General features: G+C 42.0%; 20 protein-coding genes. 9 read left to right on the top strand and 11 right to left on the bottom strand.

Annotation, left to right across the window (positions count from 1 at the left end; all coding sequences use genetic code 11):
- Window positions 1-49: 49 nt before the first annotated feature.
- Window positions 50-748 carry an SOS response-associated peptidase gene (locus tag BM291_RS09640; RefSeq protein ID WP_092896727.1) on the bottom strand — a complete coding sequence of 233 codons (699 nt, stop codon included), beginning with the start codon at window positions 746-748 and terminating at the stop codon, window positions 50-52.
- Window positions 749-777: 29 nt separating this feature from the next.
- Entirely contained in the window at window positions 778-1,737 is a 960-nt protein-coding gene (locus tag BM291_RS09645; RefSeq protein ID WP_092896729.1) for a YheT family hydrolase, read from the bottom strand.
- Between the two features lie 121 nt (window positions 1,738-1,858).
- Between BM291_RS09645 and BM291_RS09650 the strand changes: the two genes are divergently transcribed.
- The 5 genes from BM291_RS09650 (at window position 1,859) to BM291_RS09675 (ending at window position 7,086) form a co-directional block, all read left to right on the top strand.
- A complete protein-coding gene (locus BM291_RS09650) occupies window positions 1,859-3,499 on the top strand; it encodes a pyruvate dehydrogenase complex dihydrolipoamide acetyltransferase (RefSeq protein WP_092896730.1) in 1,641 nt (546 codons plus the stop codon).
- 92 nt (window positions 3,500-3,591) lie between these two features.
- A complete protein-coding gene (gene hslV / locus BM291_RS09655; protein WP_092896731.1) occupies window positions 3,592-4,134 on the top strand; it encodes an ATP-dependent protease subunit HslV in 543 nt (180 codons plus the stop codon).
- A 491-nt stretch (window positions 4,135-4,625) separates the two neighbouring features.
- Entirely contained in the window at window positions 4,626-5,291 is a 666-nt protein-coding gene (locus BM291_RS09665; RefSeq protein ID WP_092896733.1) for a TetR/AcrR family transcriptional regulator, read from the top strand.
- Window positions 5,292-5,294: 3 nt separating this feature from the next.
- A complete protein-coding gene (locus BM291_RS09670) occupies window positions 5,295-6,614 on the top strand; it encodes an ABC1 kinase family protein (protein ID WP_092896734.1) in 1,320 nt (439 codons plus the stop codon).
- An 88-nt stretch (window positions 6,615-6,702) separates the two neighbouring features.
- Window positions 6,703-7,086 carry a helix-turn-helix domain-containing protein gene (locus BM291_RS09675; RefSeq protein WP_092896735.1) on the top strand — a complete coding sequence of 128 codons (384 nt, stop codon included), beginning with the start codon at window positions 6,703-6,705 and terminating at the stop codon, window positions 7,084-7,086.
- 43 nt (window positions 7,087-7,129) lie between these two features.
- Here BM291_RS09675 and BM291_RS09680 read toward each other — a convergent pair whose 3' ends face one another.
- Complete coding sequence (locus BM291_RS09680) at window positions 7,130-8,344, bottom strand: PQQ-dependent sugar dehydrogenase (protein WP_245786821.1); 1,215 nt, start codon at window positions 8,342-8,344, stop codon at window positions 7,130-7,132.
- Between the two features lie 78 nt (window positions 8,345-8,422).
- Between BM291_RS09680 and abc-f the strand changes: the two genes are divergently transcribed.
- Together abc-f and BM291_RS09690 are read left to right on the top strand one after the other, a co-directional pair.
- Window positions 8,423-10,354, top strand: coding sequence for a ribosomal protection-like ABC-F family protein (abc-f, locus tag BM291_RS09685; protein ID WP_092896736.1), 1,932 nt, complete (start codon window positions 8,423-8,425; stop codon window positions 10,352-10,354).
- Window positions 10,355-10,394: 40 nt separating this feature from the next.
- On the top strand, window positions 10,395-11,672 hold the full coding sequence (locus BM291_RS09690) for a type IX secretion system plug protein (RefSeq protein ID WP_092896737.1): 1,278 nt from the start codon (window positions 10,395-10,397) through the stop codon (window positions 11,670-11,672).
- 329 nt (window positions 11,673-12,001) lie between these two features.
- Here the strand turns inward: BM291_RS09690 and BM291_RS09695 are convergent, their stop codons facing one another.
- The 6 genes from BM291_RS09695 to BM291_RS09720 all read right to left on the bottom strand — a co-directional run bounded on the left by BM291_RS09695 (window position 12,002) and on the right by BM291_RS09720 (window position 21,299).
- Entirely contained in the window at window positions 12,002-13,330 is a 1,329-nt protein-coding gene (locus tag BM291_RS09695; RefSeq protein WP_092897087.1) for an ammonium transporter, read from the bottom strand.
- Window positions 13,331-13,780: 450 nt separating this feature from the next.
- Complete coding sequence (locus tag BM291_RS09700; RefSeq protein ID WP_092896738.1) at window positions 13,781-15,121, bottom strand: DUF2231 domain-containing protein; 1,341 nt, start codon at window positions 15,119-15,121, stop codon at window positions 13,781-13,783.
- Between the two features lie 12 nt (window positions 15,122-15,133).
- The gene (locus BM291_RS09705) at window positions 15,134-16,642 is read right to left on the bottom strand and encodes a DUF1501 domain-containing protein (protein WP_092896739.1); all 1,509 of its coding nucleotides are present in this window, start codon (window positions 16,640-16,642) and stop codon (window positions 15,134-15,136) included.
- A gap of 1 nt (window position 16,643) precedes the next feature.
- A complete protein-coding gene (locus BM291_RS09710; RefSeq protein ID WP_092896740.1) occupies window positions 16,644-19,853 on the bottom strand; it encodes a DUF1553 domain-containing protein in 3,210 nt (1,069 codons plus the stop codon).
- A gap of 335 nt (window positions 19,854-20,188) precedes the next feature.
- Entirely contained in the window at window positions 20,189-20,845 is a 657-nt protein-coding gene (locus tag BM291_RS09715; protein ID WP_092896741.1) for an SDR family oxidoreductase, read from the bottom strand.
- 193 nt (window positions 20,846-21,038) lie between these two features.
- On the bottom strand, window positions 21,039-21,299 hold the full coding sequence (locus tag BM291_RS09720) for an N-acetylmuramoyl-L-alanine amidase-like domain-containing protein (protein ID WP_092896742.1): 261 nt from the start codon (window positions 21,297-21,299) through the stop codon (window positions 21,039-21,041).
- Window positions 21,300-21,358: 59 nt separating this feature from the next.
- On the opposite strand from BM291_RS09720, the gene BM291_RS09725 reads away from it, so the two are divergent.
- A complete protein-coding gene (locus BM291_RS09725; RefSeq protein WP_092896744.1) occupies window positions 21,359-22,198 on the top strand; it encodes a cyclase family protein in 840 nt (279 codons plus the stop codon).
- Window positions 22,199-22,218: 20 nt separating this feature from the next.
- Here BM291_RS09725 and BM291_RS09730 read toward each other — a convergent pair whose 3' ends face one another.
- Window positions 22,219-23,064: an N-acetylmuramoyl-L-alanine amidase-like domain-containing protein gene (locus tag BM291_RS09730; RefSeq protein WP_245786824.1), complete on the bottom strand. Its 846-nt coding sequence runs from the start codon at window positions 23,062-23,064 to the stop codon at window positions 22,219-22,221.
- Between the two features lie 177 nt (window positions 23,065-23,241).
- Here BM291_RS09730 and BM291_RS09735 point away from each other — a divergent pair, with 177 nt between their 5' ends.
- A complete protein-coding gene (locus BM291_RS09735; RefSeq protein WP_092896746.1) occupies window positions 23,242-25,626 on the top strand; it encodes a peptide-binding protein in 2,385 nt (794 codons plus the stop codon).
- A 157-nt stretch (window positions 25,627-25,783) separates the two neighbouring features.
- On the opposite strand, the gene BM291_RS09740 is transcribed toward BM291_RS09735, so the two are convergent.
- Window positions 25,784-26,944, bottom strand: coding sequence for a sialidase family protein (locus tag BM291_RS09740; protein WP_092896748.1), 1,161 nt, complete (start codon window positions 26,942-26,944; stop codon window positions 25,784-25,786).
- Between the last annotated feature and the right edge of the window lies 1 nt (window position 26,945).

Genomic DNA, 26,945 nt, shown 5'->3' on the forward strand with positions numbered 1-26,945 from the left:
TCGCTAGTTCAATTTACTCTAGCAAAAAGGGAAATGATAAGCCGCAGAATTAACCGAAGAGGGTGTAATTGCCATGCTGATCCATAGGGGAAGTTTTGCGGATGATGGCTGGGCTATCATTTTGTACGGAATTCACTAAAGGTGAAACAGTAAAGCCCATCATGGAATCCGCCGAATAAGGCTTGAGTAAGGATAAAAGATCCTCTTCTTCCGTGTATTTATCTAACCATTTTTTTTCTGCATCCCGGTCTAGAATTACAGGCATTCTGTCATGGATTTCAGAAACAACTTTATTAGGAGTTGTAGTAAGTATCAAAAAAGTATGTTGAGTTTCGCCATTTACAGACTCATATTCCTCCCATATTCCTGCAAAAGAGAACAGTTCATCTTCGCGTAAAGTAAATCTATAAGGGACCGAGGTTTTTTTGCCAAGACGCTTCCATTCGTAGAATCCATCAGCTGGGATAATGCAGCGTCGCTGCCTGAAAGCGGTCTTAAACGATATTTTTTCATTTACTGTCTCCGCTTTAGCATTGATCAGCTTTTGTGCTACAGGTCTGTTTTTTCCAAATTCCGGCGTAATGCCCCAGTAGAAGTAAGAAAAGCCTTTAGGGCTTTGGGATGTAATCACAGGAACCAACTGAGTGGGAGCGATATTGTAACGAGGTTTTAAATCGGTAAACATTTCTGCCTGAAATCGTTCTTCGAGTTCTTCTTTACTTTTGCTTAAGGAATATCGTCCACACATAATTTTATATTGCTGTAATTGGCAGGAAGTTAGAGAACAGCGCTTATAAATTCAACTGCTCTTTGCTCCGAATAATAGGGTTTGTCGGAATTTGCCGGGCTGAACCCTACATGTCCACCATGTTTTGGGAACTCGAAATAGACCTGATCCAGTGTTTTAGCAAGCTTGACAGGAAAGCATCTTTCGCTTAAAAAAGGGTCATTATGCGCATTTAGGACTAATGTGGGGAGTTTGATCTGATCCAAAAAGTATAAGGAAGAATTCACTTCGTAATATTCTTCAGCATCAGCAAAGCCATGAAGAGGGCCAGTGAAAAAATCATCGAAATCAGCCAAAGTTTTAATGTTTCTTAGCGTTTCCACAGGAATTTGACCTGGATGTGCATTGGATTTCTCTATAACTTTCTTTTTTAGGCTTCGTAAAAAGCGTTTAGAGTATAGTGTGTTTTCCGTTTCAGATATTTTTTTGGAGGAACTTCCCAAGTGTAATGGGACCGATATACCCACTCCTCTATGGATTTTTGAAAGGCTATTTCCTTTTTCCCCTAGGTATTTTAGTGTCAGGTTTCCTCCCAAGCTAAAACCAACTAGATTTATTTCATCATAAGAATTGTAGGCATGCTTCACTACCAGGTCTAGATCATAGGTGGCTCCAGAGTGATAGAAAATTACCTGTTTGTTCATTTCATCACTACAGCTTCTAAAGTTCCAGGTTAGTACGTCGTAGCCATTTTGCAGGAAGGAATTCACCATTCCAAGCATATATGCTCGAGTGCTATTACCTTCCAATCCGTGACTGATAATGACTAATTTATGCTTTTCTTGGCGATACCAGTCCAGATCAAGAAAGTCTCCGTCACTAGTTGAAATTCTCTCTTTAACGGGATTAGGTACACTGACTCTTCTAAAAAGTGAGGGGTAAATTGTCTCTAAGTGTCCGCTAAACAGCCACTTGGGTCTGGTGTAAGTACTGTTTTCTAATAAAGGCATATCAGGGAGATATGGTTTGAAAGCTGAAATGCTTGGGGAAATTACTAGTTTTAAATTTGATTAAAGCCATTATAAAAACTATTTTTGGACACTTTAAAAACGAATTAGCGCGGAATAACCTATGGCCGAAATAATAAGAATGCCTAAAATGAGCGACACCATGGAAGAGGGTGTGATTGCTGCATGGTTGAAAAAAGTTGGAGATTCTGTGAAACCAGGTGATATCCTGGCTGAAGTAGAGACTGACAAAGCAACGATGGAGCTTGAATCCTACGACGAGGGTGTGCTTTTATATATTGGAGTTAAAGAAAAAGATGCTGTACCAGTAAATGGTGTGATCGCTGTGATCGGAGAGAAGGGTGAGGAATACCAACACCTACTTGATGGTGGCGATGCTCCAGCAGCAGATAAGAAAGAAGAAGCTCCAAAGGCTGAAGAGAAGAAGGCTGAGCCAGCCAAATCTGAAGCTCCAGCAGAAAAAATTGATGTTTCAAACATCAATGCTATCGTAATCACGATGCCTAAGATGTCGGATACCATGCAAGAGGGAACGATTGCGACTTGGTTGAAGAAGGTCGGTGATGACGTCAAGTCTGGAGAAATCATCGCTGAAGTAGAAACTGATAAAGCAACTATGGAGCTGGAGTCTTATGATGACGGTACCTTGCTATATATAGGTGTGGAAGCTGGAGATGCTGTGGCAGTAGATGGAGTAATCGCTGTGATCGGTGAAAAAGGAGCAGATTTCGAGACGCTTTTGAAAGCTCAAAAATCTGAATATTCTGAAGCACCGGCCGAGGCTAACCCTGAACCAGCTGCTGAAGCCAAGAAAGAAGAAGCTCCTAAAGCTTCATCTGCGCCAGCTGCAAGTAGCGCTTCTGCGACTACCGCTGATGGTGACAGATTGAAAGCATCTCCTTTGGCTAAGAAAATGGCTGAAGATAAAGGAATAGATATCCGTGCCGTGAATGGCTCTGGAGAAAATGGAAGAATCGTGAAGAGAGATGTAGAGAACTTTGTTCCTGCCGCTGCTCCTCAAGCCGGCGCTTCTGCAGGCACTGCTGCTCCAGGTGTTGGAGTGGAGAGCTTCAAAGAAGAGAAGGTTTCTCAGATGAGAAAAGTGATTGCGAAGAGACTTGCGGAAAGCAAGTTTGGCGCACCACACTTCTACGTGACCATGGAAATCAACATGGACAAAGCGATGGAAGCTAGAAAAAGCATGAATGAAATCTCTCCTGTGAAGATTTCCTTTAACGATATGGTGATCAAAGCGACAGCATCAGCTTTGCGTCAGCATCCTAAAGTGAACTCTAGCTGGTTAGGCGACAAGATCAGATATAACGACCATATCCATATCGGAATGGCAGTAGCAGTGGATGAGGGATTGTTGGTTCCAGTGATCAGATTTGCTGATAGCCTTTCACTTTCTCAGATTTCTACTCAGGCGAAAAGCCTAGGGGGTAGAGCAAAAACAAAAGAACTACAGCCGAAGGATTGGGAAGGAAATACCTTCACGATCTCTAATTTGGGAATGTTCGGAGTGGACGAGTTCACTGCGATCATCAACCCGCCAGATGCATGTATCCTAGCAGTAGGAGGTATCAAAGAAACTGTAATCGTCAAAGATGGCCAGATGAAAATCGGTAATCTGATGAAGGTGACTTTGTCTTGTGATCACAGAGTGGTAGATGGTTCTATAGGAGCTGCCTTCTTGATTACCTTGAAAAGCTTACTCGAAGATCCAGTCAGAATACTGGTTTAAGAATATATTAAACTGCCAAAAAGTCCTGATTTCAGGACTTTTTGTTTTTTGTACGTTTATTGGTAAGTATCCACCACACAATAACCAAGCACATGACAAAAATTAAATCAACAACCGTAGTTGCGATTAGGCATAATGGAGAAGTAGTGATAGGAGCAGATGGTCAGGCAACTTTAGGAAATACAATAGCGAAAAGCAGCGTAAAGAAATTGAGAGTTTTGCAGGGAGGTAAGATTGTCACTGGCTTTGCTGGTTCTACAGCAGATGCTTTTACACTTTTAGAGAAATTCGAAGAGAAGCTTGGTGCTTTTGGTAACAATATGAAGCGTTCCGCAGTGGAGTTAGCTAAAGAGTGGAGAACAGATCGTATGCTTTCCAAATTGGAAGCGATGATGATCGTAGCTGACAAAGATGATATCTTGATTATCTCTGGAAATGGCGACGTGATCGAACCAGACATGGAGATCGCTACGATTGGATCTGGAAGTATGTATGCGCAGTCTGCCGCTCGAGCGATGAAGCAATTTGCGCCACATATGACTGCTGAAGAAATGGTAAGAGAAAGTCTCAATATCGCAGCTGATATTTGTATCTATACCAACCACAACTTGGTAATTGACAGAGTAACAGGCTAATTCATAGAAAAATCATAATACCGACCGAAGCTAGTCCCTTCGGTTTTTTTTATTTTTTAGCCACAGAGTGCACGGAGGATTACACAGAGGGGCACAGCTTTTAGTGTTATTTAATTTTAGATTGGGCTGAAAGCCCTAGATACCATAGTCCAGCTTGTAGGGCTGGGGTCAATGAAAGTGTATAAGTGCTTGAGCTCTGGAAGAGAGGAATAGAAATTTTGTCCGATCAATGTGGTTCAAGCCTGGCTTCTGCAGACAGGTCTTCAGACTTGGACCGATGAAAGTGCAGTCTTCAGACTGTCTATCGTGATTGATGGAGGAATATTCTTGCCTAAATTGATCATTGCTATTCTTCAAGGGAGCTATCAAGATTTACACCGATCACTTTTCATCTTACCTATGTTTAAATAGCCCTCAGTCACAAATGTTTTTCGTCTTTTTCTAAACCTGTTGTGGCACTTGGCTGTTACTCATTTATATAAAGAGATGCTATGGAAACTACCACTGTTAAGAAAACTACGAAGAAGGATTACAGGAAGCTGATTCTGGAAGGCTTCAAAGATCATGTACTTGAGCATGGTGATTTGCCAAAGTCGGTATTCAAGTTTGCCAAGGATTTGAAAATGAAAGAGGAGGATTTTTATACTTACTTCACTTCTTTCGAAGCGATAAAGTCCACGATATTGGTTGATATTTTTGAGGAAACTCTAGCTGATATCAGCAAGCAAGGAGTCTTTGAAGGCTATTCTGCCCGGGAAAAATTCCTTAGCTTTTTGTTCACTTGGATAGAAGTGTTGAAAAAGAACAGGTCCTATCTGCTGAGTTTATATGAAAGCAAAGCGAAGTCCTTCGTGACTTTGCCAAAGGAATCTGCCGAATTCAAGGAGAAGTTTAAAGCCTTTGCCAACGAGATAATTTTGGAAGGTAAAGAGACTGAAGAAATCGCTACTCGACCTGTGATCTCAGATCGATACGATGAAGCACTTTGGATACAAGTCGGATTTGTGTTCAGGTATTGGCTTGATGATAGATCCCCAAGATTCGAAAAAACTGACGCGGCAATAGAAAAGTCAGTGAATCTAGGATTTGACCTGATGGGAAAAAGTGCGTTGGATTCATTTCTTGACTTCGCAAAATTCATGTATCAGTCTAAATAAACCATGATAGATAACTTAGACGAGCAACAGGCAATCCCTGTCTCGAAAGTGCAACGTGCTGCCAAATTCATCTCTACAGGAGCAAAAGTAGGAGGGAATTACGTGAAGCATTACGCCAAAAAAATGGTGAATCCTGGGATGGATAAGGAGGAGCTTCACATGAATAATGCTACGGATATTTATTCTTCCCTTAGCCAGCTGAAAGGTTCTGCGCTGAAAGTGGCTCAGATGATGTCCATGGACAAGAATCTTTTGCCAAGAGCCTATCAGGATAAATTTACCATGGCGCAGTATTCGGCACCTCCTTTATCTTACCCTTTGGTGGTAAAGACTTTCCAGAAATATTTCAGCAAAACGCCAGATCAGGTCTTTGATACATTTACCCGATCAGCTGTGAATGCAGCTTCTATTGGACAGGTTCATCAAGCTACTTTGGGGGATAAAACCTTGGCAGTGAAAATCCAATATCCTGGAATTGCTGATTCAGTCAGTTCGGATTTGAGACTCGTGCGCCCTTTTGCTTTGCGTTTATTGAATATGAATGAAAAGGAACTGGACCATTACATGTCCGAAGTGGAGGAGAAGCTTCTCGAGGAAACGGATTATGTGTTGGAAGTACGCCGATCTAGAGAGATTTCGGGGGAATGTAGTCATATCCCAAATTTGAAATTCCCTACTTATTACGATGAACTCAGTGCAGAGCGGATCATCACGATGGATTGGATCGAAGGAGCGCATATGAAGGAATGGCTGGAAACCAATCCAAGTCAGAGGTCAAGAAATCAGATTGGTCAGGCACTTTGGGATTTTTACCATCATCAGGTTCATAATCTCAAGACGGTACATGCCGATCCACATCCTGGGAATTTCATTATTCAGGAAAATGATCAATTGGGGATCATAGATTTCGGCTGTGTGAAAGTGATTCCAGAGGACTTCTATCAAGGCTATTTTGCATTGATCAAAAAGAATTTGTTGATCAATAGCAATGAGTTGGATCAGGTGTTCTTTGATCTGGAATTCATCTCGGACAAGGACTCGCCGGATGAGCAGGAGTATTTCAAATCTGTCTTTAAAGAGATGATTTCTCTTTTAGGAAAGCCTTTCCATGTAGAGAAGTTTGACTTTTCGGATGACGGGTTCTTCGAGCGAATTTTCGAATTAGGGGATCGTGTTTCTAATGATAAGCAATTCAAAAAGTCTAATCAGGCACGTGGATCTAAGCATGGGCTTTATGTGAACAGAACCTATTTTGGTTTGTATAATCTGCTAAATCAGCTACAGGCCGAAGTGGTGACTACGAAGCCGGAGTGGTTGGAGTGATTATATTGATGGAAGACGGATGACCGATGACCGAAGTTTGGGCCATTTTGGATTTTGACATTTCCTGTTTTAGTTTAACTTTAATAACATGGGACAAGTTATAATACCTTCACTAAAAGTCATTGAGAATGATTTGGAGTACCAAACTTCTCTTGAATTGATAAAAGGTTTAATAAATAGTGGAGTGGAGGCAAACTCAGATGAGGAGAATTATCTGGAAGTTCTTTCCATATTGATAGAGAAATATGAAGAGGATAAAGGATATAAAGTAGATAACTCCACTGCTGATTCTATTGAAGTTTTAAGCTACTACCTTTCAGAAAATGGCTTGCAACAAAAGGATCTTGTACCAGTTTTAGGCCCAGCCAGCAGAGTCTCCGAAATAATGAATCGAAAAAGGAGACTAAGTCTAAAGCAAATCAAAAACCTGAATCAAGCTTATCATATTCCAGTAGCATTACTGCTAGATTAAATCAAAAAAAGGGAAGCAAAACGCTCCCCTTTTTTTTATTGGTTTATTTTCCTGAGTAAGTGACCCGATAGATAACGCCAGCCATATCGTCGGAAATCAATAGACTTCCGTCTTTCATCTCCTGCACATCGACAGGACGTCCCCAGGCTTCCTGAGCTTCCTCATCCAACCATCCTGAAGCAAACACTTTTTCTCCTGAGGCCTTAGATCCATCTACATTCAAAGAGCTAAGAACATACCCGGATTTCTTACTACGGTTCCAAGAGCCATGCTTAGCGATAATCACTTGGTTTCGGTATTCAGAAGGGAACATGTCACCTTCATAGAACCTCATTCCTAATGGAGCTACGTGAGCACCTAGTTTTGCAGCAGGAGCGATATAATCACTTTGGACTCCACCTTTACCGCCAAACTCAGGGTCTTTCACACTTCCTTCATGCCAGTATGGGTAACCAAAGTGCTGACCAGCTTCAGTGATATGATTCAACTCACAATTTGGCACATCGTCTCCCATCATGTCACGGCCATTGTCTGTAAACCACATATCACCGGTTTTCGGATCCCAGTCGAATCCCACAGAGTTTCTCACGCCATGCGCTACTATCTCTGGAGTTGGGTTTGGAGAGTCCACATCCAAGCGTGTGATGGATGCAAAGATTTCATTCTCTGACTCACAGATATTGCAGGGTGCACCAACTGGCACATAAAGCTTTCCGTCAGGACCAAAGGCAATGAATTTCCAGCCATGATGATTTTCTGTAGGATAGCCATCGTAGACCACCTCAAAGGTTGGGTTGTTCAGATTGTTCTTGATGTCTTTGAATCGAATGATTCTACTTACCTCGGCGACATAGAGATCGCCACCTTTATAGGCAACCCCGTTTGGCATTTGCAGATCTTCAGCTAGGGTGTATTTAGTGTCAGCTTTTCCGTCACCATCTTCATCAATGACTGCATAGACGTGTCCTTCCTGTCTACTTCCCACGAAAACAATCCCGTCTTCAGAGATTGTCATCTCGCGGGCATTCGGAATGTCTGCTGCCCACACTTCTATTTTGAAATTTTCGGGAAGCTTGATTTTGTCAAGTTTTACATCTGCTTTTGCATCACTGATATTTCTCTTATTTGCACTGTTAGGTGTTTTAATGTTCTGAGCATCAGCTTTTTGATTTTGTCCACAACCGAAAGTAAATAGGGTGATTCCGATTCCTAAAGCGACAGATATCTTGGATAAATATTTCATAATTGGTTGTTTCATTTGTATACTAAGTTAAGAAACATTCAGAATGTTTGGGTTTGAAAAGGTTATGAGCAGGTTAATGGTTAATTTTGCGGAATGTTATCGATTTCCAACCTTTCTTACTTCATCGGAGGGCGTCCACTCTACGAAAATGCCAATTTACACATCAAGCCTAAAGACAAGATTGGCCTTGTAGGTCAAAACGGTACAGGTAAGTCCACCTTATTGAAAATTATCAATGGAGATTTTCAGCCTAGTTCTGGAGAAGTCCAAAAGGCGAAGGACTGTACCATCGGATTTTTGAATCAGGATTTACTTTCCTATCAGTCTGACGATAGTATTTTGAATGTGGCTTTGGCAGCTTTCAAGGAAACTTTGGAGCTTCAGGATGAGATCGATGAAATCTTGAAAAAGATGGAAACCGATTACTCTGATGAAATTATCAATAGACTGGCCTTTCTCCAGGAAAGATTTGAAGCTAACGAGGGCTATACGATCAAAGCGAAGGCTGAGGAAGTACTAGAAGGAATAGGTTTCAAGTCTGCGGATTTGAATAAGCCGCTCCGGACTTTTTCCGGAGGGTGGAGAATGCGTGTGATGCTTGCCAAGCTTTTGCTTGAAAAGCCATCTCTACTCATGCTCGATGAGCCTACCAACCACTTGGATCTTCCTTCCATCGAATGGGTGGAGAACTACATGAAGAACTACGAAGGTGCTGTCATCGTTGTTTCCCACGATCAGACTTTTTTGGATAATTGCATCAGTAGCACCGTAGAAGTAGCGAGTAATTCTCTGACGCTTTATTCTGGTAACTATTCCTTTTATAAGGAAGAAAAAGTGGAGAGGATGGAAATCCAGCAGAACGCTTACGAGAATCAGCAGCAGATGATCAAGCAAACGGAGAAGTTTATCGAGCGTTTCCGTGCAAAGGCAACTAAGTCCAATCAGGTTCAGTCAAGAATTAAAGCCTTGGATAGACTCGATCGTGTGCATGAAGTCGTAAGTGATGAGGTTTCTGTCAATTTCAAATTCAAATTCACCAAGCAGTCAGGTCGTGATGTGATCACACTTGATAATATCTCTAAGGCTTACGGAGATAATGTGATTTTGAAAAATACCACTGCCCGAATCGAACGAGGTGATAAAATCGCTTTGATTGGAGCAAATGGAAAGGGTAAATCTACTTTGCTTAGAATCATAGATGGTTCTGAGAAAAATATACCAGGAAGATCTGAAGGCTATAATGTTGTCAAATCTTTCTTTGCGCAGCATCAGCTAGAGGCATTGACGCTGGATAATGAGATTATTCAGGAAATGGCTCAAGCAGGAAGTGCTAAGTCGGAAATGGAGCTTCGTGGCGTACTAGGATGCTTTTTGTTTACAAATGAAGAAGTATTCAAAAAGATCAAGGTGCTTTCTGGAGGTGAAAAATCCAGAGTTGCTTTGGCAAAAACTCTGATCTCAGAATCTAACTTTTTGCTACTCGATGAGCCTACCAATCACCTGGACTTTCAGTCGGTGAATATTTTGATTCAAGCGCTTCAGCAGTATGAAGGGACTTTTGTGACAGTATCTCACGATAGACACTTCATCCGAGGCGTAGCAAACAAGATCTGGTACATAGAGAATCATGAGATCAAGGAATATCTTGGTACTTACGCAGAGTATGAGGCTTGGCGCGAAAAGCAAGCTCCGGTAATTGAAGTTCAAGCGGTTCAAAAAGCTGAGAAAAAGGAGCAGCCAAAAGCGAAGGCTCCAGTAAATAATCCTGAGGCACAGCAGGCTAAGAAAGACTTGAGGAAACTTGAGGAAGAATTGGAGCGTGTGGAGAAGGAAGTGGAAAAGTTGGAAGAGAAGAAATTAGGTTTGGAGCGCAAAATGGCTGATCCAGAATTGTATTCCCGTGAAGTAGAAGCTCAGGAAATTCAGGAAAATTATCAAGGGCTTCAAGCCAATCTAAAAGCTTCCAATGAACAATGGGAAGTATTGGTAGACAAAATTTCCAGCCTACAGGAAGTCCTTTCCTAGTAAATTTTAGATTTGGTCTTCATTTTGCCTATTTTTCAGAATGAAGACCAAATTCCTTTTGTTAAGTTTTTTGCTGGCTAGCTCAGCTGTTTTCTCACTTTTTGCGCAGCAACTGGAAGACAAAGTTTATAAGGATCACATTCAGTCTGTGCGTTTGTTTCCTGAAGGAGCTACCATTGACGCATCCTTAAATGCTCCAATTACCTCGCTTCAATCAGCCACACCTCTCGTGTTGTTGTTTGATGATTTGGCTTTTGATCCACAGTTATACACTGCCAAATTGATTCATTGTGATGCAGATTGGCAAAAGTCTCAGCTGAAGGACAATGATTTTCTGCGCACTTTCAATGAGTTTAATGTTCAGAATTATGATTATTCAGTCAATACTCGTATTCCCTATATTCATTATCAATTCGAACTGCCTGCTGTCACCAAATCGGGGAATTATATAGTAAAAGTTTATAGCCAACGGGATGAATCAGATGTGATTTTGACCAAGCGATTTATGATTTATGAGGAGGTTTTTAATGTGGGAGCATCGATTGTTCCTCCTTCACAAACGGCTGCACGGAGAAATTCTCAGCAGATAAATCTCGTAGTGAATTATTCGGCAGGGGAGGTGACCAATCCAGACGGGCAGATCAAGGTGGTAATCCGTCAAAATCAACGCTGGGACAATGCGAAGTTTTTGTCTAAGCCTACGTTTATGAATGAGAGCTCGAAGATACTTAGGTACGAGTCCTTCGATGGGGGAAATACCTTTGATGCTGGCAATGAATTTCGATTTGTTGACTTGAGATTCATTCGGGCAAATGGCGTAAACATAGCTAATATGCGCGTGGAGCCAGATGTAATATTCGCGGATGGAAATATTAATAAGCCTAGACCTGAGACCGCGTATTCTCAGTATTTGGATCTGAATGGGCAATATTTGGTGGAAACCAAAGATCGGCCAGGCGGAAATATGGAGGTAGAAAGTGAATATATGCTGATGACTTTTAGATTAGCTATAGAGCCAACTTCCGAACCTATTTACCTGATTGGTTCTTTGACGAATTGGGGGAAAGCAGCAGAAGCGAAAATGGAATGGGATCCAAAAATGGGAGTTTACACTACATCGCTTTTGGTAAAGCAAGGTTGGTATGATTACCAATATGCATTTTTAGTGGACGGTAAGTTCGATCCACAATCCTTTGAAGGGAGTTATTTTGAAACTGAGAATGAATACGAGGTGATGGTTTACTTCAGGAATCTAGGATCTCGTTATGATCAGCTTGTTGGGTATGTTTACCTGCAACCGAATAGGAGGAGGTTGTAGTTTTTTAAACCGCAGTGCACTCGGAGGAAAACGCAGATCGCACAGTTTGTTTTTTTGGATATAAGGGCTGAACATAAGGTTATTTAGCCATCTCGATAGGGCTGGGATTAAAGAATCAAATTCAATCTATAGCTCTGAAGGAGCGGAATAGCATTTTTGTCTAAGTTTGTGTTGCTATTTCGAATTTACCAATGACAAATTCTTCCTAGAAACTAGAATTATTTTTAGAAATATAAATCCAAAGGGAAGAGCTTGTTCCGCATGGGGCGGAAGGGGTTTTGGGTGCAGCAAACAACTAACAACCGGTATGCAACAACCAATAACTAATCTTAAATCGACTCCCCGTGCTGTGAGATATCCAATCCCACTTCTTCGTATTCTTCCCGTACTCGTAGCGTCACAAACTTGTTCAACAGATAGAAAATCGCATAAGCCATACCAAAGGAGAAAATGGATACGCCTACCAATACGAGCATATGGGAGCCAAAAATTGACCAACCACCATGGAGAAGGCTAGAGCCCTCTTTGCCTGCAAAAATTGCTGTCAGGATCATTCCCATGATTCCGCCTATGCCGTGACAAGCAAAAACATCTAAGGTGTCATCTATTTTCTTCAAAAACTTGGCATTCATAGCCAGGTTAGAAACGATCGCACCGGCTGCGCCAAAGAAGAAACTTTCAGGAACTGTGATGTATCCAGCAGCCGGAGTGATGACTACAAGTCCTACTACCGCACCGATACAGGCTTGCAAAGCGGAGATTTTCCTTCCCTGAATCCTATCAAATAAAACCCATGTCATCATCGCAGTGGCTGAGCTTATAGTAGTTGTCGCAAAAGCTAAGGCTGCAGTGGCATTTGCGCCAAAGGATGAACCGGCATTGAATCCAAACCAGCCAAACCATAGCATTCCTGTGCCCAACAGAACATAAGTGATATTCGAAGGTTCGTGGTGAGGTTTGTTTCTTTTTCCTAGAAAAATAGCACCTGCCAGTGAAGCAAAACCTGCGCTGATATGAACAACTGTGCCTCCGGCAAAATCAAGTAAACCGAAATAAGAGCCGATTAGTCCGTTAGGATGCCAAACCATATGTGCGAGTGGGGCATAGACGAATATGCAGAAGATACCGATAAAGAATAGGTAGCCTATAAATCTAACGCGCTCCGCGAAAGAACCCGTGATGATTGCAGGTGTGATCACTGCGAATTTCATCTGAAATAAGGCGAAAAGGATAAAAGGAATAGTGGGGCCTAATGTTTTGTGAGGCAATTCAGCGACTTGATCAAAGAATAGGTATTGAAATGGATTTCCAAAAAGACCGTATTTCACTCCATCAATGGTGATGCCAATAGGATCTCCAAAAGCAATACTGAAACCGACTACCACCCAAAGCATGGTCACAACTCCAAGTGAAATGAAACTTTGAAGCATGGTGGAAATGAGGTTTTTCTTACCTACCATTCCTCCGTAAAACAAGGAAAGTCCGGGAGTCATCAGTAAAACCAAACAGGATGCAGTGAGCAACCAGGCAATATCAGCGTAGGCTAATTGATCTTCCGTACCAAAGTTTTCAAGTATAGGCTGGCTGTGTTTCCAAAATAAGCCCACAACTGGAGCCGCAATAGTAATTAGAAAAGCTACTTTCCATTTAAACTTCATTCCACTTTTTTCCATGCCTCAAAAGTAAAACAATAAATGTTTTATTCTGTATTATTTAATTATTACAGAATTTAAAATCATACAAGTTGTTAAAATGATCGTAAAGTAGCGAGTTCGTAAAAACCTGTATGCTTTTCTAAGGTAGTATAAAACAGACTTTTACTCAGCAATTTCCCCATAGGTCAAGCTATCATGAGTCTCAATGAATTTTTTTTCCTATCCAGATACTCGCTGTCTGAATTATTCCTGAAATATATGACTTCACCTCCTCTAGACTTAAAACCCACGGACACCGAGCTTGTCGAGGTACTCAAAGAATATAATTTGTTTTGTGGTAGGATTCCGTGTAGTCATATTTTTTAATCATTTCTCCACATTTGGGACTGCCTGAGTAACTCCTATCGAATGGCTTCTTGACAGATTCTAACTCATTTAGATTCTATTACTACGTCAAGCTCCAAAAACCACCTTCACCTTCTCTGAACTTAGTTTTATCACCCATTCATCTTGAGGATTGACTGCGGTATTCCATAGGAAAAGTGATCGGAGAGATTTGATTTCGGCAAGTGCTTCCAAACCGGATGAGCTGACCATGGTTCCGTTTAGATTTAAGACTTCCAGTCGGGAAAGGTTCTTCAAAGCTGAAATTCCGGCATTTGAGATCGGGTTATTTTCGATGCGCAGCCTTTGGATATTGGAAAACTGAGCGATGAGGTTCAAATCAGAATCCTGAATCCCCGTTTCTGCCAAACTCAACCAATAAATATGGTCTTTGATGGGCAATAGTGTTTTCAAAAGTTCGGAGACTTGGCCCGTTGCAACCTCCGATGGTAAGACTATATCCAAAGCGCCTGTTTCTTGGGATAGAACTCTGACCCGAAACCCTATTTTCTCCAAAAGCATAAGTTGAACAGTATCAATACGCACTGCAAGCATTTTTTCTGCCCCAAAAATATTGAGTCTAGGTTTTGCCCATTTTATCAGATCTTCATCTGCTTCAAGTATTGAAATCTCCGGATCTGCCTTCCCTTTCTCTATCCACCACCTGATCCATTGTATTTCTTCCTCTGTCAGTGGCTTTTTCCCTTCGGAAGGCATAAAGTCGTCGTGGTCTTCAGGTAGTGTTACCCTTCGGATCAATTCACTTTTTTCACCATCCAAAGAAATAATTACCGGTCCATTTTCTCCTCCTTTGACCAAAGTTTCATAGGAAACCATATTCAATTCTCCCTTGGATTTTCCAGGTCGGTGACAGCTTTGACATTTGCTTCTCAGAATTGGCTGAATCACATCGGTAAATACCTCAGCCTCCTCCATCGTAGCCAAAACGCGACCTTTGCTCTCATCTTGCATTCCCGAAAAAGGGGCATAAGCAGTCAGGTAATCTTCTCCATGTGTGAGGCTTCCTCCAAAATGTCCCGTGACAGAAAGCGTAAGAATAAGAAATCCCAAAATTGAATAATTGAGTTTTTTGGAAATTTTATCTTCGTTTTTATTCACCCACCAGGCAATTCCAGCTAGTAAAACTGTGGTCCATCCTGCAATCAAATGAATATCCAAAAGTTCCCCTTCATATCCTCCGGATCGGGAAAGAAGAAACCCTAACAATGCCGCGACCAAGGCGCTAATCGTTCCCAAAAGCAATGCAAAGCTGACCGCCTCATGTAAAGCCGGTTTTTTCCCTAAAACCACATACCCTTTCAATAAAACAGCAATAATCAAAAAACCAATTGGAAGATGAACCCAAAGGGGATGAAAGCGTCCGATGAACGTGATGATATCTTGTGTCATATTCCGATCATTCTAGGTTAAAATCCCCTTGACCACATGACCTTCTACGTCGGTCAACCTAAATCTTCGACCCTGATGCTTATAGGTGAGTCTTTCGTGATCGATCCCAAACAAATGTAAAATCGTAGCCTGCAAATCATGCACATGAACAGGGTCTTTAACCACATTATAACCAAAATCGTCAGTTTCTCCGTAGGAAAAACCTGGCTTCACGCCAGCTCCGCACATCCATTTGGTAAAGCATCTAGGGTGATGATCCCTTCCATAATTATCAGGAGAAAGAGTGCCCTGGCTGTAAACTGTCCTGCCAAATTCGCCACCCCAAACGACCAAAGTATCTTCCAATAGGCCCCGCTGCTTTAGGTCTTTGATCAGTGCTGCGTTAGCTTGGTCAGTTTTCTCGCATTGGTTTTTTATTCCATTGGGTAGATTGCCGTGATGATCCCATCCCTGATGATATAGCTGGACAAATTTGACATCCTGCTCGATGAGTTTTCTAGCCAATAGGCAGTTGGCGGCATAGGTACCAGGATCACGGCTCTCTTCCCCATACATCTCATACACCCAGTCAGGCTCCTTGGACATATCAGTCACATCAGGTACCGAGGTCTGCATTCTGAAGGCCATTTCATATTGTGCAATCCGGGCGCTGATCTCGGGATCACCATACGTGTCATACTGCACTTCATTCAATGATTTGAGGTAATCCAGCATCTCGCGTCGGTCCTCTCCATCGTAATTTTCAGGATTTCCGAGATAAAGGACAGGGTCTTTTCCGGACCGAAACTGTATTCCTTGGTATTGGGAAGGCAGAAACCCATTTCCCCATAGTCTGGAGTATAGCGGTTGGTCCTGCACAGCATCTTTAGATACCAATACAATAAAGGAAGGCAGGTTTTGATTGTCCGAACCTAGGCCATAGCTCAGCCAGGAACCCATAGAAGGGCGGCCTGGAAGCTGATGACCAGTCTGAAAAAAAGTAATGGCAGGATCATGGTTGATCTGACTTGTCTGCATGCTTTTGATAAAGCAAAGCTCATCCACTATCTCAGCAGTATGTGGCATCAACTCACTCACCCAAGTCCTGCTTTGTCCATATTGGTTAAATTTGAATGCTGATGAGGTCATGGGAAAAGAACTTTGATCCGCACTCATCCCAGTGAGGCGCTGCCCATCTCTCACCGAAGCGGGGAGCTCCTGCCCGTGGAGGTCAACTAACTTTGGTTTGTAATCATACAAATCCAGCTGGGAAGGTCCGCCGGCTTGAAACAGATAAATAATGCGCTTAGCCTTGGGCATAAAATGTGGCAACCCTTCTAATCCATTCGCCGATTCGGAAAGCATAGGAGGAGTTTCAGGATTAGCAGCCAAAATCTTTTCCATACCCATCAATGAACCCAGAGCCAAGGAACCAATGCCCAAGGAAGTTTTAGTCAAAAACCTCCTTCTATCCATCTTCTTTTCAATCTCCTGAAGATCCCGGTTGGAAGATCTCAGCGGGGCATCGTGGTGGTGACTCATGTTATCTTTTGGTTAGGAAAGCATCTGAATTGAGAATAGCGCTGGCTGTCACGGCATTGGCTGCTACTTGGTAGATGTCCAAGTCAGGACTGATTTGGTATTCCCCTGCAGCCAACCAGCCTTTTAATTTTGGTGGATCTGATTTGAATTTACGGTATTCATTTTCCCTCAATTCCAGTAGAATTTCAAGCTCCTTAGAGTTAGGCTTTCTACCTGAAAGTCTTCGAAAAGTATCTTCTATGGCCATGGAGATTTCGGGATAAGCTAGCATCTTTTCTCCCAAAACTTTGGAAGCCTCTACAAAGGTCGGATCATTCATCAGTACCAAAGCCTGAAGCGGCGTATTGGTCTCCTGTCTCTTACTGACCGAAAAACTGTGGTCTGGTGCATCGAAGATGGCTAAAGCCGGATGGTGAACTGAGCGTTTCCAAATCGTGTACATACTCCTGCGATAAAGGTTTGCGCCCGTACCTTGCACATAGTTACCTCCATTGACTCTCCAAAGCCCTGCAGGTTGGTAAGGGAATACACTTTTTCCTCCAATGGCTGGGGTCAACAACCCGGCTGCAAAAAGAGCATTATCCCGGATCAATTCTGCAAGCAAACGCACTGAAGGTCCCTTGGCAAGTAAGTGATTGTCAGGATCTTTTTCTTCCAGTTCTGGTCGTCTTTTTGAAGCTTGCCTATAGGTAGCCGAAGTGACAACCAAACGCTGCATGGCCTTCACATCCCACCCCGAATTCTGGAACTCCAATGCCAACCAATCCAGCAATTCAGGATGAGAAGGCAATTTTCCCTGATTTCCAAAATCCTCGGAAGTAGCAACGAGACCTATTCCAAAGAAATTCTGCCAAAACCGGTTGACTGCCACACGAGCTGTGAGTGGATTTTGAGGATCTATCAGCCATTGGGCCAGTCCCAGACGATTTTTTGGGAGATCCTCTGGCATAGGAAGCACGCTTTCAGGCGTATTTGGAAAAACCTCTTCTCCATGCTGATTATACTCTCCACGTGTCAAAATATAGGTAGGCCGCTTGTTAGGCATATCCTGCATAATCATCATCTCCGGAATTCTCTCCACAGAATCGGAATACACTTTCCGCTGGACAACAACTGCCTTCAGTTTTTCTCGGTAAGCAACTGAATAGTTATTGAGGTAAAGTTTCTTGAAGGATTGTTTTTCTTGGGCACTGAGTTGATTCTTAGATTTGGCTAGTGTGGCATTGAATTCGGCAGGTTTGGCTATTTGTAAGACTTCAATAGGCGAAAGTTCTTTGTCATAGACACTGACTTCATCTACTATAGCGTCCTTAAGTCCTTTGCCCCTCCAAACTGCTCCCACCTGCAGACCCGGCTGCTCGCCTTTGAACAGGATATCTTTGTACAGATTGTCGTGGGTAGTTTGGGTAGCCATTTCCTGTCCGTTTAGGAAGACCTTAAGCCCCTTTGCTTTAGAAGAGCCGTCATAAGTCATGACTAAATTGATCCATTGGTCTCGGGGAATGTCCTTATCAGTGATTTTGGTTATGGCATTGTAAGGAGCCGAATGAGCCATCAGTAATTCCAGCCGGTTGTTTTTTAGACTCAGGTGATAGCCTCGCCAGTTATAAAGTACTGCTCCGGATCCCTTATGGAAAATTGCGCCATCAGTCAAGGATTTTGGAACAGAAACCCAGCTGCTGATCGAAAAAGGTTCGCTCTTGGAGAAGACTCCCGACCCACCCAAATCCAACCATGAATCTCCGTTGAGTTTGACTCCTTTTCCTCTTAGCCCATCCACATACATAGGCGTCTGGTTTTTTACCTCGCTGGTTAACATGGTCCCTTTTTGCGAGGGATTGAGTTGGTTTAGAATAGCTTTTTGATCAAAGGAATAGAATGCTACACGACTGGCCGGAAATTCCCTAACTGACTCTTTTTTGTATCCATTTGTAGCTAGCCAGTTCTGAAAGGCTACCTCTTCCTGTTCCGCCACTTTTTTCAATTCCTCTTCTTCCTGATTTCTTTGAGAAAGTAGATAGGCCAACATTTTATCCTTTTCCTCCCCGGTCAAAAGCATCGTCGGAGCAGGCATGGCATCGTCCCAAGAAATCTGCCCGGCCTCATCTACCTGATTGAAAAAGCTGCTCATTTCGAAGAAATTCTTCTGGGAAATTGGGTCAAATTTATGATCGTGGCACCGTGCACAGCCTAGTGTCAGCGCCATAAAAGCCTGACCCATGGTACTCGTGCGATCCACCACATATTCCACCCGAAACTCCTCTTCCACAATTCCACCTTCCATATTTTGTGGGTGAATTCGATTGAAAGCCGTAGCTATCAACTGGTCTTTGGTAGGATTGGGAAGGAGATCTCCAGCCAACTGATCCGTAATAAACTGGTCATACCGAAGGTTTTGATTGAAAGCCTGGATTACCCAATCCCGGTAGGGTGAGGCATCCCGATACCGATCTACAGTATAGCCATGCGTATCAGCAAACCGCGCAATGTCCATCCAATGCATGGCCATTTTCTCTCCATAATGTACAGAGTTGAGCAATCTGTCAACTTGCTTTTCGTAGGCATCTTCGGATTTATCCGCCAAAAAAGCATCTATTTCGACTAAACTTGGATTCAAACCTGTCAAATCCAGACTTAATCTTCTCAAAATGGTTTCCCTATCCGCCTCCGGTGAAGGCGTGACACTTTCCTGTTCGAGTTTATTCAGGACATAGTGGTCAATGGGGTTTTTGGCCCATGAGATATCTTTTACTTTCGGAAATTCTGATTTTTGAGGAGGGATAAAGGCCCAATGCTTCTTGTATTCTGCCCCATCTTCGATCCATTTGATCAGGATTGCCTTTTCCCGTGGGGTGAGAGCCAAATTTGATTCCTTGGAAGGCATGCTGTACTCCGGATCTTCAGAAATGATCCTGTGGAAAAGTTCACTGTTGCGAAGGCTTCCAGCTTTGATAGCGACTTTGCCCGGAGAATCTTTGAGATCGGCAAAAGCCATTTCAGGAGTATGTAAACTTAGACCGGCTTTTTGTGCTGCCAGATCAGGCCCGTGACAGGCGAAACATTTATCCGACAAGATGGGCTTTACGTGAATGTTGAAGTCCAGTGATTCTGGTAATTCTTCATAGGCAGCCTGAACTTCCTCTGGCAGATGAGGGCTGCAGGAATAGACTAAAGATAGGAAGCAGAAGAAACTCAGTAATCTTACATTCATTTGAAATCAAATCTACTCCACAAACTAATGAAATTTCAAAGAAGATACTACACGCTACATCCTGTATTCAAGCAAAATCCATCCTAATTACTATACCTGAATGGGACTTTAAAACATAGACTATTATTGCTGCCAATATGAAATTGGCAATTTTGAAATTGCAGATTTGATGATGATAATCGTATAGGTAAATGGAATATTTGCTAGTCTAGCTACCATGCTCCCAGATTATGACTTGTTTCTGCGAAATACTCATTTATACCCTTTTGTTGAGTAGAAATAGGGCATAAAAAAAGCCTCCTTAAGGAAGCTTTAATAAAAAGATATTAAATGGACTAAAGCTTACTCAGCGCATCCTTGATTTTGTCTTGACCTTCCAGTATCTCAAAGGAAATCACAGAAGCGAGTTGGGAATCCAGTACCTCTACTAATGTTTCAGCGACATCTTCACGTGCGATTTTTCCTCGCTTGCCAAGTTTATTAGCCGCTTCTATTTCCCCTGTTCCTTTATCATTGGTTAAGCTGCCTGGGCGCACAATAGAGTAATTCAAGTCACTTTTCATCAGATGATTATCTGCGTTGTGCTTTGCTAATAAGTAGCCATGCATGTCTGAATCCTTGAAGTCTTCAGGATTTCCGGCACCCATAGAGCTGAGCAGTACAAATTTTTCTATGTTATGCTTTTTGGCAAAATCCACACTTTTTATTGCACCTTCCTGATCTACGGCTTTCGTTTTTTCTGGGCCTGTAGATCCTCCGGAGCCAGCAGCGAAAATCACCTTTGAAACCCCACTAAATGCAGGTTCAAAATCCTTTTCCAGATCACCGAGTACTGTTTCTATTCCTTTATTCTCAAAATATTTCGCTTGAGATTCTTTCCTAATCATCGCGATAGGATGGTAGGTAGCTGAGTTCTGCAACAGATTACTAATTATTTTTCCAGTGCTTCCATTAGCACCGATTACTAATACTTTTTGCTTTTCGGTATTCATGAGTTTTTTTTAATTGCAAAAAGTCCAAGAAGCAAGCCACAGTAAGAATTGGCTTGAATCTTATGTGCTCGAATCCATAAGACGCTCAGCATATTTCAGTGTAAATGGTAATCGAATTTGCAGGAAAAAAAGAAAAATCACGTCCCTCAGGTAGGGGAGATACTGGAAGTCCCAGAAGAAAAAAATCGATCTTTTACTTTTTGAAGACGGGTGTATAAGCTTGAATGGCTGATTTAGCGAAGCGACTTACTCTGTATCCAGATTGAGTTTTATTTGCTTTTAAGTAATCTGCAAGTGGTAGTTCAGATATTTCCACTGCGCTTTTTTTCGAACTCGCATGCATCAAATGAATTCTTCCATTTTTCTTAATAGCAAAACCAGTATGCACTATATCCAAATTGCTCATGCTGGTAGTTATGGCAATGATGTCCCCAGATTGTATAGATTTTTCCAGCTTGAATTTATGATTACGGGATTCAAGGTTTAACTTAAGTGAAACAAAAGAATAAACAGATGAAGTTTTTTGATAGTTTCTCCGTAGGAAGGAAGTTGTTTTTCATTTTGAGTCTAGGTGTTTTAGGAGCTTGCACACAGGAAGCATCTGTTTCCACCATCTCCACTGAACCTTTTATAAACGCTCAGTGGATTGATTTGTCCTATTCTTTTGATTCTACCACTTTATACTGGCCCAATAATCCTGATGGATTTCAGCACAGAGTAGATGCTGAAGGGGTGACAGATTTGGGTTATTATTATTCTTCTTATACGATTTTAACTCCAGAGCATGGAGGTACGCACTTGGATGCGCCCATACATTTTTATGAAAAAGGGGAAACTGTAGATGAACTTCCACTCTCCAAATTGACCGGAGAGGCAGTGGTGATAGATGTCAGTGCCTTGGCTCTAGAAAACAGGGATTACTTGATCGATTCAGTTGCTGTTTTGAATTGGGAGGCCGAGCATGGTATGATTCCTGAGCAGTCCATGGTGTTATTTCGTACAGGTTATGGCAAGTTTTATCCAGATCGAGAAGCTTATTTTGGCACTGCCAAAATGGGAGCTGAGGCAATTCCAGAACTTCATTTCCCAGGAATACAGCCTGAAACAGCCGCCTGGTTAGCGAAGTCGCGCAATGTGAAAGCAGTGGGTTTGGATACGCCAAGTTTGGATTATGGACAATCCAAAGACTTCGCCGCGCATCAGGCTTTGATGGAAAATCAGATTCCAGGTTTTGAAAATGTAGCTAATTTGGATCTCTTGCCGGCTATGGGCATTTATGTCATTGCACTTCCTATGAAAATCAAGGGAGGAAGTGGAGGCCCACTTCGGATAATTGCTATGATACAGGAATAGGAATTTGAATCCCAAAGTGATTAATCCTTAGCTAATCTACTCACTATGATACCTGACTGAGATTTATTTCCAGCCAAGTAATCACTGAGTGTTTTTTCGGAGATTTCCACTTTCATATTTTTCGAAGAGGCATGCATCAAATGGATTCGGCCATTTTTCTCAATAGCAAAACCCGTGTGAACGATATCCAGGTTGGTCATACTGGTAGTAATGGCAATGATATCTCCTGATTTTATGGATTTTTCCAGCCTAGCTATTTCAGCTTTGGGAATGTAGAAGTAGCTTCTCTCTTTGATGGCTGACTCGGTAGTTTTGATTGTAGCTATATTGGATGGATCTGCAAGCTGAGCGTAAAACTTCGGGTTCTCCGACATGAAGGAAGGAGTGTTTGGGTAGGGAGATCCACCGATTTCTTGCGTGATATCACTCAGAATTCCCTTTTCTTGATTTTCAAAAATCCAATCAGAAAAGTAATGCAAACGGGAAGGGTAGCCTTCATTGATTCCATCCCTGTAGCGGATATATGCCAATTCTTTCTCAAATGCTTCAAATGTAAACTCACTTTCCTTGGCAAGTCGAGTTAGCGTTATCACTGTTTCTACAAAAGTGGTACAGTCCAAACCTGTCAAGTTGATGACCAACTTTTCTGCTCCAGGAAGTTCCAGTGTTTTCTCTACGTAGGGGGTTTCGAGAAACCACTGGCCTATCTCCATATTGATTTCATTGGAGGTTTTGCCAGAATAGTCGTGCTCAGAAAGCCGAGTTAGATAGCTTTCAAGTTTTTCTCGGCTTTCAAGGGTGCAAACGGTTTGGGCTGAGGCACAAAATGCAATCCAACAGAAAGTTAAGGTGAGAAACAGTTTCAAGATAGAGTTGGTTTGAATGAGTTTAAAGCTACTTCATTTTTAAATAAATCGAAATAGAAATGAAAACTAGGATGTCTTAAAGTATCTTCAAATCCATTAAGAATATTCAATTAACACAAGTAAAGTTGCTTAGGTGAACACCGAAAGCCTTGATCATGAAACTTTTTTCTTTCCAATATGCCTTCTAATTCCATCAAAATCCCTTTTACCCTACTTCTCCTCATTCTTTTGCAAACAATCGCCTTTGCGCAGAAGGACTTCTATATATCTCCGCTTGGGGATGATAAGAATGTCGGGAGTCAAGAGTCACCGTTTCGCACTCTGGGACATGCTAAAGAAGTAGTCAAAGCTTATAAAGTAGAAAAGCCAAAAGAAAAGGTGACGCTGATTCTTAGAGATGGGACATATTATCTCAGTGAGTCACTGGTCTTTGATTCGAAGGAATCTGGCACTACTGAGAAGCCTTATACAATTCGTGGGGCTGAGGGGGAGAAAGTGATACTAAGTGGAGGGAAGTCATTGGAATTGAAATGGAAACGCTTTAAAGGTGATCTTTTGGCGGCAAAAGTTCCAGCGGGAGTGGACTTTTCCTCACTTTATATAAATGGTGAGAAGCAGATCCGAGCTCGATATCCAAATTATCAAGCGGATGTTTATCCATTCAATGGCTTTTCCGAAGATGCAATTTCAAAGGAAAAAATCGCGAGTTGGAAGAATCCGGAAGGAGGCTACATTCATGCCCTTCATAAAAGTAAATGGGGCGGAATGCATTATTTGATCACGGGAAAATTTGCGAGCGATAGTTTGATGTATGAAGGAGGCTGGCAAAATAACAGGTCCAGTGGGTTACATGCGAAATATAGGTTTGTGGAGAATGTTTTCGAGGAACTGGATAGCCCAAAAGAATGGTTTCTAGACACGAAAAAAGGGGTGCTTTATTTTTATCCTGAAGAAGGACTAGCAATTGAAAACATCCAAAAAGTAGAAGTGGGGATGTTAGAAAACCTAATTTCTTTCGAAGGAGATAAGGATCATCCTGTTCATGATATCGTGTTACAGAATTTGATTTTTCAACAAAGCACCCCAACCTTCATGAAAACGGAAGAACGTCTGATGAGGAGTGATTGGACGGTATATAGAAGCGGAGCGATTCTGTTGGATGGCACGGAGAACATTCTGATTGAAGACAATGTTTTTCAGGATTTGGGAGGCAATGCGATTTTCGTGAGTAACTATAATCGAAACACGATCATCAAAGGGAATTTGATTGAGGAAATAGGAGGGAGTGCAATCAGTTTTGTAGGGAATCCGGATGCCGTTCGTTCTCCATCTTTCAATTATCATGAGTTTGTTCCAGAGGAAGATATTGATACTATTCCGGGTCCTAAGTCTGAGAATTACCCTGCTAATTCACGCGTTGTGGATAATCTGATACGCAATATTGGCACGATTGAAAAGCAAGTTGCGGGTGTTCAGATAGAAATGGCGATGGATCTGCATATCGTTCACAACACCATTTATAATGTGCCAAGAGCAGGAATCAATATAGGTGATGGAGCTTGGGGTGGGCATATTATTGAATACAATGATGTATTCAATACCGTGATGGAAACTGGCGATCATGGGGCGTTTAACTCGTGGGGAAGAGATCGATTTTGGCATCCGAATAGGCAAACTATGGATGAGCTGACGGCGAAGCATCCTGACTGGATAAAACTTGATGCCATCAAAACCACCATTATCCGCAACAATCGTTTTCACTGCGATCATGGCTGGGATATAGATTTGGATGACGGATCGAACAATTATGAGATTTATAATAATCTGGCTTTAAGTGGAGGTATCAAATTGCGTGAGGGATTTTATAGAACTGTTTACAATAACATTATGGTGAACAATGGCTTCCATCCGCATGTGTGGTTTAAGGAAAGTCATGATGTTTTCACTCGAAATATTGTGATGACATCACATAAGCAAATCCGCGTCAACGATTGGGGAGATCAGGTGGATGAGAACTTTTTTACTTCGCAGGGAGATCTTGATCAAAGTAGATCTTTTGGTGTGGAGGCAAGCGGTGAGTTTGGCGATCCTATGTTTGTGAATCCTGAGGCAGGAGATTTTAGCCTGGAGGAAGATTCTCCGGCGATCCAAACTGTAGGATTTGTGAACTTCGATATGGATAAATTCGGGGTGACTTCTCCAGAATTGAAAAAGTTGGCTGACTCTCCTAAAATCCCATTTCTATTATTAGAAACTCATGAGGATAAAGCAGAAATCCGTGAATGGCATGGATTCAAGGTGAAGAATATGGAGACGCTGGGCGAGCAATCTGCAGCTGGATTAAATGAAATTACCGGAGTAATCGTTCTTGAAGTTCCAAGTCAGTATGACACTAGCGCTCCCAATTCATTAAGAGTTGGTGATGTGATTTTGGCATGCTGGGACGAGGAAGTGAGTGATTTTATCTCGCTTAGCAAAGTAGAAAAGGGCAACAACTGGAAAGGTCATACCGAGTTAAAAGTTTGGAGAAATCAAGGGTTGACCTCAGCAGTGATTCAATAGGATAATTCGTTTTCCAAAATGAAATTGTTGAAAATCCCCCTAGCCCCCTTTAAAAAGGGGGAGTTGGCTCAATTTGATCATTAAACCCAAATTTCCTCAAGGAAGGTGGATAGTTGTGGATTCTCAAAATTCTCTTACCTAAGAAGGAATTCAACTATCACTTTTCCCATTCCATCCACTTAAAGACAATTTCCTTATAATCGTCTCGCTCGTATAGGACGCCAATGGTTTTTGAATCAAGCAAAACCAAATCACTGTAAGCTGTCCATGTTTTTCCTTTAGGGACATCCTTATGGTTAATTACAGTGGTCTTTGGCCAAGTTTTACCTTGATCTTTACTGATTTTCAGGCTAAGGTTATTTCTTTCATTAGCGTCATCATTATTGGAATGAACTAGAATAGTATTTCCAGCTTCATCTTTGAAAGAAAGAATTGATCCTTGACAAACTGGATCTGGCAGACTTTCTTCAAAATATTGCTCAGACCAAGTAGCTCCTCCATCTTCTGAATAGGCTAAAATTCGACGACGGATATCTCCTCGTTGATTTCGGGTACTCATGATCATTCGGCCATCCGGAAGTTCAGCGGCAATGGATTCATTGGACCCAGGAAATTTGACTGATTCGGAGACTTTGAAAGTTTTTCCATGGTCGTCAGAATAGAATCCATGGGCCTGATAATCTTTGAATTCTTCTTGCGGAGGGCCCTGAGAATGATTTGCCGCTATGTAGATTCTTCCCTTGTAATCTCCGTTTTGAAACTGAAATGCATGACCGGGAGTATTCGCATAGTGCCTCCAGTCAGCAGGATTCGTGTAAGTAGCGTTGAATTCGGGGTTATTTGGTTTGTGAACTTGGCTGGTGATGTTTACAGGTTGTTCCCAAGAATGCCCCGAATCAAGGGATCGAATCATCCAGATTTCCCGCACGCCTTTATTCATTCGGATATCATATTCATGGTTGTTTCCCGTATTGTAAAACAAGTATACCACACCATTTGGATGAGCTGGATCAAATAGATCTACGACAGGTGCTGGATTGCCAGCTTGCAAATTGTCATAATCGACAATCGTCTGAAGCGCTGACCAAGTTTTACCTTTATCCGCGCTTCTCTTGAGCACTAAGTTGATATCCCCATAGTCATTTGATCCATTTACTCTGCCTTCGGCAAAAGCCAGAAGTTCGCCATCTGGCAAATCTATGATCGCTGGGATTCTGTAAGTAGCATGTCCTTCTTGGCCGCCTTGATATACAAAAGACTCCTGAGAAAAGACGTTTGAAAATTGAAAAATAAGGAATAGGGATAGGAGAATTCTCATG

This window comes from Algoriphagus aquimarinus, assembly GCF_900112005.1.
GTDB lineage: Bacteria > Bacteroidota > Bacteroidia > Cytophagales > Cyclobacteriaceae > Algoriphagus > Algoriphagus aquimarinus.